The organism is Ascidiimonas meishanensis (assembly GCF_037782385.1).
Lineage (GTDB): Bacteria > Bacteroidota > Bacteroidia > Flavobacteriales > Flavobacteriaceae > Ascidiimonas > Ascidiimonas meishanensis.
Genome location: NZ_JBBEXD010000001.1, coordinates 862,827 through 884,332 on the forward strand (window position 1 = coordinate 862,827; position 21,506 = coordinate 884,332).

Consider the following 21,506-nt stretch of genomic DNA (forward strand, 5'->3'; position numbering starts at 1 on the left):
AAAAGTAAGTTTTTTGGGCATTTTTTTTATTTATGAGGAATATTCTTTAGTATTTCTTTAGTGAATTTCCAAAACTTTTGAACCGATGCAATTTCTGCACGTTCATCCGGAGAATGAGCTCCTTTTATGGTTGGACCAAAACTAATCATATCCAGATCAGGATAATTTTGCCCCAAGATACCACATTCAAGCCCGGCATGGCATGCCACTACTCTTGGTTTTTCATTAAACAATTCTGTATATTTCTTTTCAAGAACTTCTAAAATTGGTGAATTAACATTAGGATTCCAACCAGGATAATCACCATCTAAACTCACTTCAAAACCTGCAAGTTCAAAGGCAGATCTTAATGCATTTGCAAGATCTAATTTTGCGGTCTCCACAGATGAACGTGTTAGGCAACCTACTTTAATAAAACCATTTTTCACTTTAATTCGTGCAATATTATTAGAGGTTTCTACCAATCCACTCATAGAATTGCTCATGGCGTAAACACCGTTATGAGCTGCATATACAGCTCTTGTAAAACCTTCTTGAACGCCTAAATCCATGACGCTTTCTGGTAAATCTGTTACCTCTGCCGTAATTACCAGGTCTGGTTCTACATTGCGTAATTCTCTTTTTATAGTTGCAGCTAATTGATTAAACTCAAAAGCAAAAGCATCATGCTGTAATTGATCTACTGTTACCACAGCAAAACTTTCTCTTGGAATAGCGTTTCTAAGGCTTCCTCCGTCTATTTTGGCAATTCTCAATCCAAATTGTTCAAACCCTTCAAAAAACAAACGATTCATAATTTTGTTAGCATTCCCTAAGCCTTTATGAATATCCATACCACTATGTCCACCTTGTAAACCTTTCACTGTAATTGCATATGCCATGCTCCTTTCAGGTACAGGTTCTTCTCTATAACTCCTTTCGGCAGTTAAATCTATACCTCCCGCACAACCAATATCTATTTCATCATCCTCTTCTGTATCTAAATTGAGTAAAATATGACCCGTAAGTATGTCACCTTTTAATCCTTTTGCACCTGTCATTCCCGTTTCCTCATCAATAGTAAATAAAGCTTCAATAGAGGGATGTGGAATATTGGTACTCTTAAGGATAGCCATGATTGCAGCAACACCCAAGCCATTGTCTGCTCCCAAGGTAGTTCCTCTGGCTCTTACCCAACCATCTTGAACATACATTTCGATACCTTGGGTATGAAAGTCAAAATTAGTTTCCGCATTTTTTTGATGTACCATATCTAAATGAGACTGCATCACCACGGTCTGTCTGTCTTGCATCCCTTTAGTAGCTGGTTTCTTTATGATCACATTCCCAACATCATCTTTGATGGTTTCAAGACCTAGATTTTTACCAAAATCCATGATAAAAGCAATCACTCTTTCTTCCTTTTTAGAAGGTCTTGGAACCGCATTTAAATCTGCAAAACAATCCCATACTTCAGAGGGTTCAAGTGCACGTATTTCTTTACTCATATGTTTTTTGATTAGTTGTACAAATGTAAGTATTGGAACCCAATATACCATTAATTTGGTTATTTTTGGCAGATGATTAAACGGATTAAAACTATTATTGCACTGTCAATTATACCTCAAATTTTTGTGGTTAAACAGCTTGCAAACTATCCGGATCTCATTGAAAAATATTATAGTAACGGGATTTATCCTTGGTTATCCAAAGCATTCAGGCTTGTATTTGGCTGGATTCCATTTTCAATAGGAGATATTTTCTATACCATTGCATTTATTCTCATTATTAGGTTTCTGATACTCAACTGGAAAATGTTTTTATATGAGACACGCAATTTTTTTAGAGAAGTTTTTACCGTAATTTCTTTGTTATATTTTGTATTTCATCTTTTTTGGGGACTTAATTATTATCGCGAACCTATTAGTAAAAGCCTAAATCTGGGAGACGATTATACCACAGAAGAACTCCTCGATTTCACTAAAAAACTGATTGCAAAGTCTAATCAAATTCAAATAGAAATAACTCATAGCGATACAACTATTGTAAAAATACCCTATAGCCAGAGAGAAATTTATCAAATGACCACTAACGGGTTTTCAAATTTGGCAAAGAAAATGCCTAATTTGACTTATGATTTCAGAAGTATCAAATCATCCATCTACAGCATACCACTTACGTATATGGGGTATGGGGGCTATTTGAACCCTTTTACTCATGAAGCACAAGTAAATCGTCTTGCATTTAGTTATAAATATCCTACTGTTGCTTGTCATGAACAAGCACATCAACTAGGTTTCTCAGCAGAAAATGAAGCGAATTTTATAGGATATCTTGCAGCGGTAAATAATGATGACATATTTTTTAAATACTCGGGCTATGTTTACACATTGCGTTATTGCCTTGGTGAATTAAAACATCGCAATGAAGAATTATTTGATGAACTCAATTGTCTTATCAATCCGGGAGTGATTAAAAATTACCTGAATGTTGCTAAATTTTGGAGCAAGTATGAAAATAAGGCGGAACCTGCTTTTAAGAGTTCTTTTAATACTTTTTTAAAAGCTAACAATCAAAAAGATGGCATAAAGAGTTACAGCTATGTAGTTACTTTGCTGGTTAATTATCATAAGGACAATCCGCTATAATCTCTTATTATTTCTAGAAGAGCATTCATGCGCTTTGAATACCCATAAAGTTATTAAGAGTTAAAGTACGAAATTGTTGTAAATACAAAACTGAGTCCTCTTTACATTTTCGTTGTAAAAACTTCACTTTCCCTAACAAAAAGTTAAAATTCAAACATTTATATTTTTTACCTATAACTTTAAAGCACTAAACCCAACTAACTTATGAAAAGAAAATTACTGGTTTTCACCATCCTTTTAGGCTCTTTTTTGTCTGGATACACACAAGAATACTTTCCTAAAAACAATGGTGTTAAAAGTGTAAACAAAAATTTCACCGCTTTTATTAATGCAAAAATTCAGCAATCCTCTTCTGAAATTGTTGAAAACGGCACCTTACTCATTCAAAATGGAAAAATTATTGCTTCAGGGACAGATATAAAGATTCCTGAAAATTCAGTTATTGTTGATTTACAAGGTAAGTATATTTATCCTTCCTTTATTGACATTTTTACTGATTTTGGTATTGAAAAACCAAAAAAAATGACGCCTTCTAGGCGTTCTACACAATATCATTCTACTCGTGAAGGGTACTATTGGAATGACCATATTATGCCAGAAAATAATGCCATTGATAAATTTAGCTACGATAGCAAAAAGGCTAAAAAATTACAAAAACTAGGTTTTGGAATTGTCAATACTCATATTCCAGATGGTATTGTACAAGGCACTGGTCTTTTAGTGGCGTTGAATAACCATGCAACTAATAATAAACGTATTCTCAATCAGAAATCCTCTCAACACTTATCTTTTAAAAAAAGTGTAACCTCAAATCAAAGTTATCCTACCTCTCAAATGGGTGCTATCGCATTACTAAAGCAGCTATATCATGATGCTGAATGGTATGCACAGGGTAATTCTGACCAAAAAGATATGTCTATTGAAGTTTTATTAGAGAATAAAGAACTTCCTCAGATATTTGATGCAGGGGATAAAAAAAACGGATTGAGAGCGGCTAAAATTGGAAATGAATTCGGTATACCTTATATCATTAAAGGGTATGGAAATGAATATGAACGCCTTGCCGAAGTAAAAAAAACGAAAGCCACTTATATCTTACCCTTGAATTTTCCAAAACCTTACGATGTAACCAATTCGTTTGATGCAAGTAAAGTAGATTTGGCTAGCATGCGTTATTGGAATCAGGCACCATTTAACCCCGGTAAACTTGCTCAAAATAATATTGTATTCGCACTTACTACGGCAGACCTTGAAAAGCCGGAAGACTTTCTTAAAAATCTAAGAAAATCTGTTGATCACGGACTTTCTAAAGCAAAAGCGCTGGAAGCATTAACTAGTACTCCGGCTAAACTCTTAAAACAAGAAAAATCATTAGGTAAGCTTAAGGCCGGATTTGATGCAAACTTTTTAATTACCTCGGGCGACATTTTTGAAGAAAACACCCATCTCTATGAAAATTGGATTCAGGGTGATAAACATGTAATTAATGACATGACTATTGTTGATATCACTGGAACTTATGATCTTAAAGTAGCAGGAACCATCTATAAGCTTGTTATTAGTGGTAAGCCAGACAAATTAAATTCAAAAATAATACTAGACAGTATTAAATTAAATTCAAAACTCAATTTTAATCAAAATTGGCTCACGTTATTTTACAATAGCAATAAATCTTATAAAAACCAATTTATAAGGCTTTCGTCTCTGGTTACAAATCAAAATAGCATAGAAGGTAAAGCTACCTTAGCAAATGGATCTAAAATAAACTGGGTAGCTACCAGGCAAAAAGATGAAACACCTTTAAAGGATAAAAGTAAAGAAACAGAACATCTTTTGTCTGAATTTATTCCGGTTAGCTATCCTAATAAAACCTATGGTTGGGATAAACTGCCACAGGCACAACCTATGCTCATAAAAAATGCCACTGTTTGGACCAATGAGAACACGGGAATTCTAAAAAATACCGACGTACTTGTGAAAAATGGAAAAATTGTAGCCATTGGAAATAGTTTAGATGCAGGAGGAGCTTTGGTGATTGATGGAACTGGAAAACACCTTACCTCTGGTATTATAGATGAGCATTCACATATTGCTGCGACCAGTATCAATGAAGCAGGTCATAATAGTTCTGCAGAAGTAACCATTGAAGATGTTATAGATCCAGATGATATTGATATCTATAGAAATTTATCAGGAGGCGTTACTGCCATTCAAATATTGCATGGTTCTGCAAATCCTATTGGCGGGCGCTCTGCTCTAATTAAACTTAAATGGGGTGAAAGTGCAGATAATATGATTATTAATAATGCTCCCGGTTTTATAAAGTTTGCTTTAGGCGAAAATGTAAAGCAATCCAATTGGGGTAGCACCACCCGTTTCCCTCAAACCAGAATGGGAGTTGAACAAGTTTTTATAGATTATTTTCAACGTGCTTCTGATTATGACAAAAAATGGAAATCTTACAATAAGCTATCTTCCAGAGAAAAGGCAAAAACCAATGCACCTCGTTTTGATATAGAAATGAAAACACTAGCAGAGATTTTGAATAAAGAGCGATTTATCTCCTGCCATTCCTATGTACAAAGCGAAATAAATATGCTGATGAAAGTAGCGGAAAGTTTTGGGTTTACGGTAAGTACATTTACCCATATTCTTGAAGGTTATAAAGTAGCAGATAAAATGGCAGCGCATGGTGTAGGCGGTTCTACTTTTTCAGATTGGTGGGCTTATAAGTATGAAGTAAATGATGCCATTCCTTATAACGCTGCTATAATGCACAAAGAAGGAGTCCTGGTTGCTATCAATTCAGATGATGCAGAAATGTCTAGAAGACTTAATCAGGAAGCGGCTAAAACCATAAAATATGGAGGTGTTTCTGAGGAAGATGCTTGGAAGTTTGTTACGCTTAATCCTGCCAAACTGTTAAAATTAGATAAGCAGATGGGAAGTATTAAAGAAGGTAAAGATGCAGATTTAGTTCTTTGGAGTGATCACCCATTATCCATATACGCAATTGCAGAAAAAACCATGATTGATGGTATTGTTTACTACGATTATAAGAAGATGAAAGAAATGAAAGAACAAGCAAGTCAAGAACGTAATAAACTGGTCAATCTGATGATTGCTGCTAAAAATAAGGGGATGGCTACAAAAACTCCTGAGAAAAAAGAAAAGAAACATTTTCATTGTGATTCACTTTAAAAAAAAACTATGAAGAAATATTTATATAACCTATTGTTCTTTTTATTCTTATTTAATATTGGAACAGCACAGCAAACCCCAGCACTACCGCAAACTGAAAGTATCTTGATTGAAGGAGCTACCATACATATTGGTAACGGTGAAGTTATTAATAATGGTGCTGTAGGCTTTAAAGATGGGAAAATCACATATGTCGGAAAGGCTTCCAATGCGAATACATCCAATTACTTAAAAATTGTAGAAGCCTCCGGAAAACACATTTATCCTGGTTTCATTGGAATGAATACCACCTTAGGTCTGGTAGAAATTGATGCTGTTCGTGCCACAGATGATGATGGAGAAATTGGAGGAATTATACCTCATGTTAGAAGTCAAATTGCCTACAACGCAGAATCTAAAGTAGTAGAAAGCGTTAGACCTAACGGAATTTTACTTGCACAAGTTGCACCAAGAGGAGGTAGAATTTCTGGAACCTCATCAATTATGCAATTAGATGCATGGAATTGGGAAGATGCCACTCTTAAAAAAGATGATGCGATTCATATGAATTGGCCAGACACCTTTAAAAGAGGTCGCAGATGGATGGGTGAAGACCCTGCATTAAAGCCAAATAAAAATTATCCCAAAGAAGTTCAGGAAGTAAAAAACTTTATAACTCAGGCCAAAGCGTATCTTCTAGGAGAGAAAAAACCTAAAAACTTACCTTTTGAATCGGTAGCAGGTCTTTTTGATGGAACTCAAAAGCTTTTCATTAAAGCAAATGATACAAAGCAAATTACAGAAGCTGTTAACTTTGGAATTGCATTTGGTATTAAAAACATGGTAATTGTTGGTGGCAATGAAGCACATTTGGTTACCGATTTATTGGCAAATAACAAAGTGGCCGTTTTGTTAAGTAGACCTCACAGATTACCCAATACAGATGATGACAATGTTAAACATCCGTTTATGCTTGCAACACTGCTGGAGGAGGCTGGCATACTTACAGGAATTGAAATGAGCGGCCAAATGGAAAGAATGAATACCCGAAACCTTCCGTTTTATGCTGGCACTTTCGCAGCATATGGGTTAGCAAAAGAAAAGGCAGTTAAACTTATTACAGGAAATGCTGCACAAATTGCCGGTATTGCAGATAGGGCAGGAACGCTACAAGTAGGAAAAGATGCTACCTTATTTGTTTCAGAAGGAGACGCCCTAGACATGCGGACCAACCAACTTTTGCATGCCTTCATACAAGGTAGAGAAATTAGCCTTGAAACCCATCAAACTAAATTATGGAAACGTTATTCCAAAAAATACCAAAGTGATTAAACAATAAGACATCACAAGAAAGGGAGTGCCTAAAAAGCACTCCCTTTTTTTTATTGTACCGGATATATACCTTTTTCCGGTTTTTTAAAAATATCCATAGAAACCCTTTCTTCCCTGATTTCAATATTTTCAAAAGAACGTGTAGTTACTGCCTCCTTTATTATTGTTCCTTCATTGTTATGCCACGTCAATGATTTTGGTAATAACAACCCATTTATTGTTTTCCAGTCGTTATAACGTATAAAGTGTATATCACTGTTAGTTGCTCCTTTACCAAACGTAACTGTATATCCAAGCCATTGCATTTTATGGCTAACGGCATCATAATATATAAAGTAATTATCATCAGGGGAATCACCAATACTGTTTTCATAAGAAATTTTAAAACCTGGATACCTTATTCCTCCATATTCCAAAGGTTCTACAGGTTCATAAATTATGCCATCATCTGCTAACACAAAAGGCATTGCATAAAAGTAAAACATCAGATTATGGTAAAATCTGGGATTGCCTCCAAAAAAAGTAGAGTCTTGCAAAATCCATGATCTAACACCATCAAAACCAATTTTATAATTTGAAGTCTCTATTAGATCGTTTCTGGAAACAAGATCAATTGTTTGCTTCTCATTTTCACCTTTTTTAACCAACTCATAGCGAAGTGTTTTTTTAGATTTCCAATGCTTTAGTCCTCCATGTGCATCAAATATTTTGGCTATTTTTTCTGGATACTCAATTCTACTTTCTTTAGAAGTAGTAATTACTCCAGACTCTTCTTCTTTTTTATTTTGATTGCAACTAAAATTTAGAAGAATCATTAAAGTGATTAAAGCTATTTTTTTCATTTTAAAGACACATGAATTCATTCCTTTTGTCGTTACTTCGTGTTTGATATTACATTAATAAAATTATTTTTGCAATAAATAATCTTTTGAAAGAAATAAGTAGTCTACAAAACCCATTGGTCAAGCAAATACTATTGCTTCAAAGTAAATCTCGTGAGCGCCGAAAAACTGGCTTATTTATAATTGAAGGACAACGGGAGATTCAATTGGCTATAGATAGTGATTATGAGTTACAAACATTACTCATAGAAGAAAATAAATACAAAGAAGGCACTGATCTATTTCTTGAAAAAAATCTTGGAGGCACTAATTTTATTAAAGTAACAAGCAATGTCTATGGTAAATTGGCCTACCGTCAAAATACCGAGGGGCTCTTAGCAATTGCTAGAGCTCATGATCACACTTTAGAAAATTTAGTAATTGAACAAAAGAATCCGTTATTACTAATTGCAGAAGCACCAGAAAAGCCGGGTAATATAGGGGCTTTGCTTCGCACTGCAGATGCTGCGGGTGTTGATGCAGTAATAATTGCCAATCCAAAGACAGATTTGTACAATCCAAATATCATTCGAAGTTCTGTAGGTTGTGTATTTACAAATACAGTTGTTATGGGTAGTACAAATGATATTATTTCTTTTTTAAAAGAAAAAGAAATTCCGTTATATGCGGCTAGCTTAGAAGCTTCAGCGTGCTATTCAAATATTGATTTTAGAGAAGCTGCTGCTATAGTGGTTGGAACTGAAGCTACCGGACTCGAACAAGAATGGCTTTTGAGCTCTAAACAAAATATCATTATCCCAATGCAAGGAAAAATTGACTCCATGAATGTTTCTGTTGCAGCTGCTATTATTATCTTTGAAGCCTGTAGACAACGAAGTTTTGAATAAATTATAACTAAAAAAACCCAAAAACCAATTAAATGACCCCTACCCTACTTTTCTACATTATTATCGCCATTCTTGTGGTTGATTTTGCAGTAGATCTTATGTTAACCTACCTTAATGCCCAAAAGTTTGATGCACCCATACCTAAAGAATTAGAAGGCCTTTATGATGAAGAAGCGTATAGAAAATCTCAAGCATATAAAAAGGCTAATTACCGGTTTGGACTTGTGAATGGTTTTGTAACCTTTACCTCTACCCTTTTATTTTTAATTTTAGGAGGTTTTCAACTTGTAGATAATGTAGCTAGCTCAATCAGCGAAGAGCCCATTATAAATGCTTTGTGTTTTTTTGGTATTATTTTACTGGTATCTGATATCTTGGGTACCCCTTTTGAATGGTATCACACATTTGTAATTGAAGAAAGATTTGATTTCAATAAGACAAATAAACGCACTTTCATAACAGATAAATTAAAAGGCTGGCTACTTACTATCGTAATAGGAGGTGTTGTTTTGTCTCTAATTATTTTTTTCTTTCAATTATCTGGTTCCTTATTCTGGCTTTATACCTGGGGGTTAGTTACCATTCTAAGTGTTTTTGCAATCATGTTTTATAGCAGGCTCATTGTACCTCTTTTTAACAAACGTTCACCTATAGAAGAAGGAGAATTGAAAACTGCCATAAAAGAGTACGCAGAAAACTCTGGATTTAAGCTTAACCATATTTATGTAATAGACGGTTCTAAGAGATCTACTAAAGCTAATGCCTATTTTTCTGGAATAGGTTCGGAGAAGCAAATCACTTTATACGACACCCTAATTAAAGACCTTAAAGTTCCTGAAATTGTGGCAGTGCTAGCCCATGAAGTAGGACATTATAAAAAGAATCACGTATTGTACAATTTAATTGCATCAACTCTTTCTACCGGAATAACCTTATTTATTTTAGGAATCTTTTTGAATTATCCAGAGTTATCTACCGCTATTGGAGTAAAGACACCAAGTTTTCATGCTGGGCTCATCACATTTGGAATTTTATACACTCCAATCTCCAGACTTACGGGACTTATAATGAATTATTTTTCAAGAAAATTTGAGTATGAGGCAGATGCCTACGTTAAAGAAACTTATAACGAGGCGTATTTAATTGAAGCACTTAAAAAATTATCTAAAAACAGTTTAAGCAATCTCAATCCGCATCCTGCATACATATTTACGTATTATTCTCATCCAACACTTCGGCAGCGCATAAAACAACTTAAGGCATAGATTTTGTTGTATAATAAGAAAGTTTGCGTTAATTTTAATTTATGACGGAATTAGATCTTGAAGAGGAAAAAAAGGCAATAGCTAAGCAATACAAAGAGTTGTTGCGTATTAGTTATCAAACACTTTCTGATGATGATAAAAAATTAATAAGAAAGGCATTTACTACTGCTGTAGATGCCCATAAAGATCAACGTCGCAAAAGTGGAGAAGCCTATATCTTTCATCCCATAGCTGTTGCAAAGATAGTAGCTTCAGAAATTGGTATGGATGCCACGTCTATTGCAGCTGCACTCCTTCATGATGTTGTTGAAGATACTCCTATAACTCTAAATGACATTGAACGCTTGTTTGGAGAGACCGTTGCGCGTATTGTTGACGGACTAACTAAAATCTCTAACTTAAATGTTGATAAAGATGTTTCTTTACAGGCAGAGAATTTTAGAAAAATGTTACTAACCCTTAATGATGATATAAGAGTTATCATTATTAAAATTGCAGATAGATTACACAATATGCAAACCATGTCATCTATGCCTGAACACAAGCAGGTAAAGATTGCATCAGAAACTTTATACATCTATGCTCCACTTGCACATAGAATTGGGCTTTATAATATAAAAACAGAACTAGAAGATTTAGGACTTAAATATACGGAGCCTGAGGTTTATAAGGATATCCTGAGTAAGATAGAAGAGAGTAATGAAGAACAGGTGAAGTATATAAAAGATTTCTCCTCTGTAATTAAAGAATCTCTTGACAAAGAAGGCATTGATTATGAAATTAAAGGACGTTCCAAATCAATTTTTTCTATACGTAGAAAAATGAAAGCTCAGAATGTTTCTTACGATGAAGTCTATGACAAGTTTGCTATTCGAATTATTTATAAGTCAGATACTAAAAATGAAAAATTTCTGGCATGGAAAATCTACTCGGTTGTTACAGACCATTTCAGGCCTAATCCTATAAGGTTACGAGATTGGATATCTTCACCTAAATCTACAGGGTATGAAGCATTACACATCACTGTTATTGGTCCAAAAGGAAGATGGGTAGAAGTTCAAATTCGTAGTGAGCGGATGCATGAAATTGCTGAAAAAGGATATGCTGCTCACTTTAAATATAAGCATGGTGAACAACAAGAAATGGGTATTGAAATTTGGCTCAATCGTCTTCAAGAAGCTTTAGAAAATTCAGAAGGTAGTGCGGTAGATTTTGTAGAAGAGTTCAAGTTGAATTTATATGCAAAAGAAATCTTTGTCTTCACTCCCGGGGGAGATTTAAAGTCGCTTCCTAAGGGAGCTACTCCTTTAGATTTTGCATTTCATATTCATACAGAAGTTGGAATGCATACACGTGGAGCTAAAGTAAATGGTAAATTGGTACCGTTAAGCTTTCCCTTAAACAGTGGTGATCAAGTAGAAATTATAACTTCAGAACATTCAAAACCCAATTCTAACTGGCTAGACTATGCAACTACGGCAAGAGCAAGAACCAAAATCAAATCTTCGTTAAAAGAAGAAAAGAAGAACCTTGCAGAAGAGGGAAAAGAACTATTGAGAAGAAAACTAAAGCAGCTTAAAATCACTATGAGTGAAAAAGTGGTTAACGAGTTGGTATTATTCTTTAAACTCAAAACAAGTTTAGATCTTTTTTATAGAGTTGGTATTGGCACTATAGAAAACCAAAAGTTAAAAGATTTCGCGGCTGCAAGGAATAATACCTTTATAAATTTCTTTAAAAACAGAATGCGCAGACCAGCGCAAACCAAAGAACTAAATAAAGAAGAGATTACTTCTAAATATGATTTACTCGTTTTTGGAAAAGAAGAAGAAAAACTAGATTATAAATTTGCAAATTGTTGTAATGCAATTCCAGGTGATGATGTATTTGGTTTTGTGACCATTAATGAAGGAATTAAGATTCATAAAAAAGACTGCCCGAATGCCATCACAATGCAGTCTAATTACGCGTATCGCATTTTACCTGCCAAATGGGTAGACTCATCTCAAGAAGGATTTACTTCTATTATACAATTAAATGGTATTGATAACCTAGGTCTTGTGAGCGATGTAACAAAAATCATTTCTAACAATATGCATGTAAATATGAAAAATCTTAGTTTTGATACAGATGATGGTATTTTTACAGGTAAAATAACAGTTGAAGTAAAAAACAATACCATTCTCAAAAAACTTATTGACAATCTTAGGAAGATAAGTGGTATTGATAAAGTAACCCGAATTTAATTTTTAACTGTACCTTTGTAGCAGTTTTATTTTTCAAGGTATAATATGGCGAATGAGAAGAATCAAGAAATTGTAAAAAATGTTTTTACCAAATTTCTGGAAGAAAATGGTCATCGTAAAACCCCAGAACGGTTTGCGATTCTTCAGGAAATATATCATAGCGAAGAACATTTTGATATTGAGTCACTTTACATCAAAATGAAAAACAAGAATTATAGGGTTAGCAGAGCTACCCTTTATAATACTATTGAATTATTACTGGATTGTAATTTGGTAAGAAAACATCAGTTTGGGCAAAATCAGGCACATTATGAAAAGTCTTATTTCGACAAACAACACGATCACGTAATTCTTACAGATACAGGAGAGGTTATTGAGTTTTGTGATCCTCGGATTCAAACTATCAAGAAAACCATAGAAGAAGTCTTTGATATCAAAATTCACAATCATTCCCTATATTTTTACGGAACCAAAAACGAAACTAACTAATATAACCAAGCATTACCAATGGCTGTAGATTTATTACTGGGACTACAATGGGGCGACGAAGGAAAAGGCAAAATTGTAGATGTTCTAACTAAAAATTATGATATAATAGCTCGTTTTCAGGGAGGACCAAACGCAGGTCATACGCTTGAATTTGACGGAATTAAACATGTCTTACATACCATTCCTTCCGGAATATTTCACGAAAATGCAATTAACGTGGTTGGCAACGGGGTTGTTATAGATCCTGTTATTTTCAAGAAAGAACTAGATAATTTGGAACAATTCAATCTTGATTTGAAATCTAAACTACTCATCTCAAGAAAAGCACACCTTATATTACCAACGCATCGTTTGTTAGATGCCGCCTCTGAAGCAGCTAAAGGGAAAGCCAAAATTGGATCTACTCTTAAAGGAATTGGCCCTACTTATATGGACAAAACCGGTAGAAATGGAATTAGAGTGGGAGATCTTGAAATGGCAGACTGGAAAGAACGTTACAGATCTTTGGCCGACAAACATGAGGCAATGATTCATTTTTATAATGTTGATGTTCAATACGACCTAAAAGAATTAGAAGAGGAATTTTGCGAAGCTGTTGAAGTTTTAAAATCTCTTACTTTTATAGATAGTGAAGAATATATACATCAAGCACAAAAAAGTAAAAAAACAATTTTAGCAGAAGGGGCACAAGGATCTTTATTAGATATAGATTTTGGCACCTATCCATATGTTACTTCTTCAAATACCACAGCAGCAGGTGCTTGTACAGGTTTAGGAGTGGCTCCAACAGCAATAGGCGAAGTATTAGGTATCTTTAAAGCCTATACCACTAGAGTAGGAAGTGGTCCATTCCCTACAGAGTTGTTTGACGAAACAGGAGAAGCATTAGGACGGATTGGCAATGAATTTGGAGCAACTACCGGTAGACCAAGAAGATGCGGATGGTTAGACTTGGTGGCTTTGAAATATGCTGTTCAAATTAATGGAGTAACTCAGTTGATGATGATGAAAGCAGATGTATTAAGCGGTTTTGAAACCCTAAAAATATGTACTGCATATAAGTATAAAGGAGAGACTATTTCACATTTACCCTATAATATAGAAGAAGAAAATGTAATCCCTCTGTACACTGAAATGCAAGGGTGGAACAAAGATCTTACCAAGCTAAATTCCTCAGAACAATTGCCGCAAGCACTGCATGCTTATATTGATTTCTTAGAAAAAGAGCTTCAAGTTCCTATAAAAATAGTTTCGGTAGGTCCAGACCGTACACAAACAATTCACAGATAAAATATTCTCATTTAAAAATTAGGTAGCATAGATTTATTTCAGGGTACTTTTAGAGCTCTTAAAATCATCTTAATACACATGTTGCTTTGTACAAAATGTCTATTTTTGTTATAAAGTAAATTTCGGTTGAAAAAAGTAAGCAACATATTGTTTATCATACTATTTGTGTTGGTATATCAGTTTACCTTTTCACAAGAGAAGAAGACTATTACGGTAGTTTATGGAGGTACCTACACAAAAAATGAAGTGAAATATCCCGGTGCATCCATATTTGCCAAAGATGGCACTAGACAAGTACAGTTTGAGCATCAGGGAGGAGAGCTATGGTGTGATCTCGCTATATATAATCAGAAAAAAAATAGTGTAAGAGCTTTTGGCAATGTAAGATTCCAGCAAGGTGATTCCTTAAAAATGACCAGCAAAAAACTTGATTATGATGGGAACCTTAAATTGGCGATAGCAAGAGAAAATGTTACATTGCGTAATTCTCAAATGACGCTACAAACAGATTCTCTTTTTTTTGACAGAACAATTCAAGAAGCTTTTTATGAAACTTTTGGCACTGTAAGAGATTCTATCAATGTACTTACAAGTGAGAAAGGACGGTATCTTTTAGAAACAAAAAAATATCAATTCGTAAGCGATGTTATTATTACCAATCCTGATTATGTTTTAGAGTCTGCACAATTAGACTATTACACTTCTACTAAACATGCCTATATGTATGGGCCCTCCACCATTACTGGCAAAGACTACGTAACCTATTGCGAAAGAGGCTTTTATGACACTCAGGATGAAAATGGATATTTTGTAAAAAACTCACGTATAGATTATAATAACCGTATTATATATGGAGATAGTCTTTATTTTGATAAGTTTGAGAATTTTGCCTCAGCTACTAATAATATCAAAGTCATAGATACTATTAATAAAGGAGTAGTAAAAGGACATTATGCAGAAGTATTTAAACAGAAAGATTCTGTCTTTATCACTAAAAGAGCAGTTGCCATAAATGTCATTGAAAAAGATTCCCTATATATTCACGGAGATACTTTAATGGTAACAGGTCCGCCAGAAAATCGTATCATTAGAGGCTTTAGAAATGTAAAACTATTTAAAAAAGACCTCAGTGGAAAATGTGATTCAATTCATGTAAATCAAAAAACTGGCCTCACACAATTAATTGGACAACCCTTAGGACTTTTAGGTGATGAAATGCCATTGTTAGAACGGAAAAAGAAAAGCCCCGTTTTATGGAATGGAACGAATCAAATGACAGGTGATAGTATCCATCTTATAAGTAATGTTAAAACAGAAAAACTCGATTCTTTAAAGGTACTCAACAATGCGTTTATAGTAGAAAAAGATTCGTTAAGCACCAATGGTTACAATCAGGTGAAAGGAAAAGACTTATATGGAAAATTTATTGATAATGAATTGAAGATTGTAGATGTAATTAAGAATACAGAAGTTATTTATTACATGTATAATGATGATCAAAAATTAATTGGTATTGATAAAACTATTTGCAGCGCAATCAATATGACTTTTGAGGAAAGCGGAATAGAAGATATTACTTTTATTACCAATCCTGATGGGGATATTTTTCCAGAAAAAGATTTACCGCCAAACGCAAGGAAATTGGCAGGTTTCATTTGGCGAGATGGAGAGATGATTCGTTCAAAAGAAGATCTTTTTGATGAAGATGATAACTCCATAGAATTAGTAAAAATAAGAGGAGTTGATAATCCTATTGATATAGAAGCAGAAGAACTGGAACGTCAAAAAAATGAACTTGATCAGGTACCAGTTAAAAAAAACGCCTCCAAATCAAAAAAAGCAGAGAGGAAAGAATAAACATTAGAAAGAGGGATTATGCTAGAAGATTTTTTAAAATTTCAGGCACAAACTACACCACATCCGCTAGCCATGGAAGTCTCAAGTGCAAAGGGATGCTACATTTATAATTCTAAAGGTGAAGGGTTTCTTGATTTTGTTGCAGGAGTATCTGCTTGTAGTCTTGGGCACTCCCACCCTGCTGTGGTTAAAGCTGTAAAAGAACAGGCAGAAACTTACATGCATGTAATGGTCTATGGAGAATATATTCAAAAACCAGCAGTAGAATTTACAAAATTACTAGGTTCTTTGCTCCCCTTTCCCTTAGAAACTACCTATTTGACCAATTCAGGAACCGAAGCTACCGAAGCAGCAATAAAATTAGCAAAAAGAGTTACTGGAAGAACAGAAATGATTGCGGCTCATCACGCCTATCATGGTAATACACAAGGTGCAATGAGCGTGATGGGGTTTGAAGAAAGGAAAAATGCATTTCGCCCATTAATTCCTGGCACACGATTTATTCACTTTAACAAAGACGAAGACCTAAATAAAATAACTACTAAAACAGCTGGAGTCATATTAGAAACAATTCAGGGGGGAGCAGGTTTTATAACTCCTAAAAATAATTTTCTAAAAAAGGTAAGAAAAAAATGTGATGAAAATGGGGTGCTTTTAATTCTTGATGAAATACAACCTGGTTTTGGCAGAACCGGTAAACTTTTTGGATTTCAGAATTATGGAATTGTTCCAGATGTGATTATTGCTGGAAAAGGTATGGGTGGAGGAATGCCAGTAGGAGCATTTATTGCGTCTAAAGAACACATGGATATGCTTAAAGAAAAACCTAAATTAGGGCATATTACTACTTTTGGAGGTCATCCTGTGATTGCCGCCGCCTGTTTAGCAACACTTAGAGAACTTACAAAAAGTAATCTCATTGAAGCAACACTTCAGAAAGAAGCTCTTTTCAGATCACTTTTAATTCATCCGCTTATAAAAGAAATAAGAGGAAAGGGATTAATGCTTTGTGCTATTATAGAAAATGCCGATATTGTTAATTATATAGTTTTGAATGCTTTAAGACACCAACTTATTTTATTCTGGCTTTTATTTGAGCCCAATGCTATTCGTATAACACCTCCTTTAACTATTTCTGAAGATGAAATCAGAAAAGGATGTAAGGTGATATTAGACTGCCTTGAAAATTGGGAGCAAGAGAATGTTAACTAATTTGTTAATAAGAAAAACCTATTTTACCTGAATTAAAGCTACCATATTTTAATTTTAAGTACAATAGAAATCTAAAAAAGCATTGCTTATGCAATTTAGTTCTAGTGACGATAAAAATTTACCAATTGACAAGTTTGAATCAATGTTGAAGACAGATGATGTCTATTTCTTTGATTCAGAAGATTTTGAAGAAATTATCCATCACTATCTTGATTCTGGTAAAGTAAGCCTCGCTAAAAAGGCGATTAAAATTGGGCTTCAACAGCATCCAGATACGACCAATTTAAAATTACTTCAAATAGAAGTATTTGTTTTTGAAGATAAATTAGAAACAGCAGAAAGTATGCTTAATGCTTTATTGGCTTATGAGCATTCAAATGAAGAAATTTACATCCAAAAAGCAAATATCTATTCTAAAAAAGACAATCACCAAAAAGCGATTGATTTATTAAAAACAGCATTAATCTTTACAGAAGAAGTTACAGATATTTACCTTCTTATTGGAATGGAATATCTTTTTATGGATAATTATGCATCTGCAAAAGAATATTTTATAAAGTGTCTCCAGGAAGATCCACAAGATTATGCCTCACTTTACAACACCGTGTATTGTTTTGAATTTTTAGAAGATCATGATGGTGCTATTAATTTTTTGAACGAATATTTAGAAAACAATCCTTATTGCGATGTAGCATGGCATCAACTAGGTAAACAATTCTTTGAAAAAGAGATGTTTAAAGAAGCATTAGCCAGTTTTGATTTTGCTATTATTGCAGATGATACATTTGTAGGTGCCTATTTGGAAAAAGGGAAAGTATTAGAAAAATTAAATAGGCATAATGAAGCAATTGAAAACTATGAAGTTTCCCTTTCATTAGATGATCCAACCTCATTTGCCTATTTACGTATTGGTAAATGCCATGAAAAATTAGGAAATACAGAACTCGCTCAAAAATTTTATTATAAAACGGTTCATGAAGATCCGCTCTTAGATAAAGGCTGGCTCGCCATTACTAATTTTTACTTCAATCAAGAAAACTATCAAAAAGCAAGATACTATATTGATAAAGCAATCAATATAGACAGTGAAAATGTTCTGTACTGGAAACTTTCAGCACAAATTAACCAACAACTCAAACGCTATGAAGAAGCAGATATTGCTTATAAAAAAACCGTAGAGTTAGGAAACTATGAATTAGAAACATGGATTCAATGGAGTGATGTTCTTTTAAAGCTTGGCGAATATAATACTGGGGTGATAACACTCTTGCAAGCATTTGAATTTTATCCTGAAAAAGCTGAACTTGAATTTAGAATAGCAGGTTTCTATTTTGCACTCACAGATAGTCTCAAAGGTACATACCACCTTAAAAACGCATTGAGGAATGACTACAAGAAAGTCACCATATTACAAATGCTTTTTCCGGAGGTTTTTATCCGAAATAGTGTTAGGAATATTATAACAAAATTTAAAAATGCTTCTTTGTAATAATTCCATACTTTTGTTCGTGTTAAGTTAAAAGTATGCCTAGAACATTTAAAGAATATGTATTAATTTCCTTTAAAGGTATAGCTATGGGAGCTGCGGACGTTGTTCCTGGAGTTTCTGGTGGCACCATTGCCTTTATATCTGGTATTTACGAAGAGTTAATTAAAACCATTAGTAACCTTAATTTTGGTGCTTTTACCATATGGAAACGCAAAGGTTTTAAAACCATGTGGGAAAGTATTAATGGAAGTTTCTTATTGGCACTCTTTTCAGGTATTTTTTTTAGTATTCTTTCACTTGCAAAAGTGATTAAATGGCTTTTAGAGAATGAAGCAATTCTTTTATGGTCTTTCTTCTTTGGTTTGGTAATTGCCAGTATTTTTCTCATTGGGAGAAGTATTTCAAAATGGTCTCTACCTGTATTTTTATTTTTAGTAGCTGGAACCATTATTTCTTATTTGGTGACCATCCTAGAACCTACCAGTTCGCCGGATAGTTTTTATTATCTATTTTTTTGTGGGTTTATAGCCATTATTGCAATGATTCTTCCAGGTGTTTCAGGAGCATTTATACTGGTGTTGTTAGGAGCATATAGTACAGCAATAAATACCGTAAATTTATTTATTGAAAGTATTTACGACCTTAGTCTTGATAAATTTATTGAAGCCTCGGTTAAATTTTTTTCATTATTTTTTGGTGCAATTCTAGGGATTAAAACGTTTTCAAAAATTCTAAACTGGATGTTTAATCATTATAAGAACTTAACCCTTGCAGTACTTACTGGTTTTATGATTGGCTCTCTTAACAAAATATGGCCATGGAAAAAAACATTGAGTTGGTTTGAAAATTCTCATGGTGAAAAAGAGCCATTATTACAACAAAATGTTTTCCCTATTAATTATGATGGAGATTCCAAAATAATGTGGGCAACCATACTTGTGACTCTGGGCTTTCTTACTATTTATTCCTTAGAAAGAATAGCAGATAAAGCAAAGTCATCAAATGAATAATCATACACGCACACTTCAGGATAAAGTTTTTTTAGTAATAAAAGGCCTTGCTATGGGGGCAGCTAATAAGGTTCCAGGAGTATCGGGTGGTATTGTCGCATTTGTTGCAGGGTTTTATGAGGAGTTCATCTACGCACTAAAAAAAGTAAACTTAAAAGCTTTTAAATTATTAATAAATGGAAGATTTAAAAGTTTTTATCGATATATAAACGGACATTTTTTATCCCTTCTATTTTTTGGAATGCTAATCAGTTACTTTAGTGTTTCTAAATTGTTAGATTACTTTATTGAAAAAAAAGAACTATTTGTATGGGCAAGTTTTTTTGGTATGATTATAGGCTCCATCTACTATATAGCCAAGGACTTTAACCATTGGAATAGAAAAACCATCATATCACTTATCGTGGGGGCCGTTATAGGGGTATCTATTAGCTTTTTAAATCCTGCTAAAGAAAACACCAATCTAATATTTATTTATATATGTGGCATTATTAGTGTTTCTGGAATGACACTTCCTGGTTTATCTGGTTCTTTCATACTCATTTTACTTGGTAATTATGTATTATTACTTGTTGATTCTGTAAACGCTTTATATGATACCATTGCAGATATCTTTAGAGGAGATTTTAGTTTTGTACATAATCAAACCCGGATAGATACGCTAATCATTCTTGCTGTTTTTACCGCTGGCTCCGTAACTGGACTAGTTACATTTTCACATCTACTTTCTTACGTTCTTAAACATTTTAAACACATTACAACTGCTTTAATCATTGGTTTTATCTCTGGATCATTAGGCGTAGTATGGCCATGGAAAAAGCCTATTTATATGACAGATCAAAATGCTAACTTTGTACTAGATAGCAATGGTAAAAAAATAATACAAAATTATAAACGTTTTCTTCCAGATATTTCTTCTGCAGAAAACCAGTATACTTTAGGGTTTATTATTTTTGGAATTCTAATTGTACTCGCACTAGATTGGTATGGAAAAAGAACTACAAAATAACATCCAATTATTTGGATTAATTGGAAAGAATATATCTTATTCGTTTTCCGCAGGCTACTTTGCCAAAAAATTCACCGAATTAGAACTTTCAAACTACCACTACCGGAATTTTGATTTAGAGACCATTGAAGAATTAAAATCCATGTTAGCCCAGCATCCAAATCTTCAAGGTTTTAATGTAACCATTCCATATAAGGAAAAAATAATCCCTTTGCTAGATTTTATAGATCCGGAAGCTGCTAGTATAGGTGCAGTAAATACAGTAAAAATAAAGAACAATAGACTTGAAGGATTTAACACAGACTGTTACGGTTTTGAAGCTTCCATTTCTAAGTTCTTAAAACCTTCACATACCAAAGCACTCCTGTTAGGTACCGGAGGAGCTTCCAAAGCAGTTGCCTACGCTTTAGCGAAAAAATCTATTGATTATCAATTTGTTTCAAGAAAACCAGCAGATAATCTTATCACTTACCATGAAGTGACCCCTGCACTAATTGATAACCATCCTATTATTATCAATTGTACACCTCTTGGAACCTATCCAAATATAAATGATAGCCCAGATATTCCCTACAGTGCGATGAGCTCTAAACATTTACTTTACGATCTTATTTATAACCCAGAAGAAACCTCTTTTTTAAAACAAGGTAAAAAGCAAGGAGCAACCATTTGTAATGGACTATCTATGCTAGAGTTACAGGCAGAAAAGGCTTGGGAAATTTGGACAAGCTAATACACATATACCTAATTGCTTTATACGAGAAAATCTAA

16 protein-coding genes are annotated in these 21,506 nt (G+C 33.8%); 14 read left to right on the top strand and 2 right to left on the bottom strand.

Translation table 11 applies throughout. The features are described 5' to 3' along the window. Positions 1 to 26 precede the first annotated feature (26 nt). On the bottom strand, positions 27 to 1,487 hold the full coding sequence (locus WBG07_RS03760) for an aminoacyl-histidine dipeptidase (protein WP_340199149.1): 1,461 nt from the start codon (positions 1,485 to 1,487) through the stop codon (positions 27 to 29). Between the two features lie 72 nt (positions 1,488 to 1,559). Here WBG07_RS03760 and WBG07_RS03765 point away from each other — a divergent pair, with 72 nt between their 5' ends. From WBG07_RS03765 to WBG07_RS03775, 3 genes are all read left to right on the top strand, one after another. Continuing rightward, positions 1,560 to 2,627, top strand: coding sequence for a DUF3810 domain-containing protein (locus WBG07_RS03765; protein WP_340199150.1), 1,068 nt, complete (start codon positions 1,560 to 1,562; stop codon positions 2,625 to 2,627). Between the two features lie 204 nt (positions 2,628 to 2,831). Continuing rightward, positions 2,832 to 5,828: an amidohydrolase family protein gene (locus WBG07_RS03770; protein ID WP_340199151.1), complete on the top strand. Its 2,997-nt coding sequence runs from the start codon at positions 2,832 to 2,834 to the stop codon at positions 5,826 to 5,828. Positions 5,829 to 5,837: 9 nt separating this feature from the next. Beyond that, positions 5,838 to 7,139 carry an amidohydrolase family protein gene (locus WBG07_RS03775; protein WP_340199152.1) on the top strand — a complete coding sequence of 434 codons (1,302 nt, stop codon included), beginning with the start codon at positions 5,838 to 5,840 and terminating at the stop codon, positions 7,137 to 7,139. Between the two features lie 50 nt (positions 7,140 to 7,189). Here the strand turns inward: WBG07_RS03775 and WBG07_RS03780 are convergent, their stop codons facing one another. Then, on the bottom strand, positions 7,190 to 7,981 hold the full coding sequence (locus WBG07_RS03780) for a hypothetical protein (protein ID WP_340199153.1): 792 nt from the start codon (positions 7,979 to 7,981) through the stop codon (positions 7,190 to 7,192). A gap of 86 nt (positions 7,982 to 8,067) precedes the next feature. On the opposite strand from WBG07_RS03780, the gene WBG07_RS03785 reads away from it, so the two are divergent. From WBG07_RS03785 to WBG07_RS03835, 11 genes are all read left to right on the top strand, one after another. Continuing rightward, positions 8,068 to 8,868 (top strand): TrmH family RNA methyltransferase, encoded by an 801-nt coding sequence (locus WBG07_RS03785; RefSeq protein ID WP_340199154.1) that lies wholly within the window; start codon positions 8,068 to 8,070, stop codon positions 8,866 to 8,868. A gap of 32 nt (positions 8,869 to 8,900) precedes the next feature. Continuing rightward, the gene (locus tag WBG07_RS03790; protein WP_340199155.1) at positions 8,901 to 10,133 is read left to right on the top strand and encodes a M48 family metallopeptidase; all 1,233 of its coding nucleotides are present in this window, start codon (positions 8,901 to 8,903) and stop codon (positions 10,131 to 10,133) included. Positions 10,134 to 10,174: 41 nt separating this feature from the next. Beyond that, positions 10,175 to 12,379, top strand: coding sequence for a RelA/SpoT family protein (locus WBG07_RS03795; RefSeq protein ID WP_340199156.1), 2,205 nt, complete (start codon positions 10,175 to 10,177; stop codon positions 12,377 to 12,379). Between the two features lie 45 nt (positions 12,380 to 12,424). Then, positions 12,425 to 12,868 carry a Fur family transcriptional regulator gene (locus tag WBG07_RS03800; protein WP_340199157.1) on the top strand — a complete coding sequence of 148 codons (444 nt, stop codon included), beginning with the start codon at positions 12,425 to 12,427 and terminating at the stop codon, positions 12,866 to 12,868. Between the two features lie 18 nt (positions 12,869 to 12,886). Continuing rightward, positions 12,887 to 14,158: an adenylosuccinate synthase gene (locus tag WBG07_RS03805; protein ID WP_340199158.1), complete on the top strand. Its 1,272-nt coding sequence runs from the start codon at positions 12,887 to 12,889 to the stop codon at positions 14,156 to 14,158. Between the two features lie 126 nt (positions 14,159 to 14,284). Further along, positions 14,285 to 16,015, top strand: a complete 1,731-nt coding sequence (locus tag WBG07_RS03810) for an OstA-like protein (protein WP_340199159.1) — start codon at positions 14,285 to 14,287, stop codon at positions 16,013 to 16,015. A gap of 18 nt (positions 16,016 to 16,033) precedes the next feature. Next, a complete protein-coding gene (locus tag WBG07_RS03815; protein WP_340199160.1) occupies positions 16,034 to 17,227 on the top strand; it encodes an aspartate aminotransferase family protein in 1,194 nt (397 codons plus the stop codon). A gap of 88 nt (positions 17,228 to 17,315) precedes the next feature. Further along, positions 17,316 to 18,716, top strand: a complete 1,401-nt coding sequence (locus WBG07_RS03820; protein ID WP_340199161.1) for a tetratricopeptide repeat protein — start codon at positions 17,316 to 17,318, stop codon at positions 18,714 to 18,716. 35 nt (positions 18,717 to 18,751) lie between these two features. Then, on the top strand, positions 18,752 to 19,726 hold the full coding sequence (locus WBG07_RS03825) for a DUF368 domain-containing protein (RefSeq protein ID WP_340199162.1): 975 nt from the start codon (positions 18,752 to 18,754) through the stop codon (positions 19,724 to 19,726). Beyond that, positions 19,719 to 20,735 (top strand): DUF368 domain-containing protein, encoded by a 1,017-nt coding sequence (locus WBG07_RS03830; protein ID WP_340199163.1) that lies wholly within the window; start codon positions 19,719 to 19,721, stop codon positions 20,733 to 20,735. Before WBG07_RS03825 ends, WBG07_RS03830 begins: the two co-directional genes overlap by 8 nt. Further along, positions 20,713 to 21,468 (top strand): shikimate dehydrogenase family protein, encoded by a 756-nt coding sequence (locus tag WBG07_RS03835; protein ID WP_340199164.1) that lies wholly within the window; start codon positions 20,713 to 20,715, stop codon positions 21,466 to 21,468. The genes WBG07_RS03830 and WBG07_RS03835 overlap by 23 nt, the downstream gene beginning before the upstream one ends. Positions 21,469 to 21,506 lie beyond the last annotated feature (38 nt).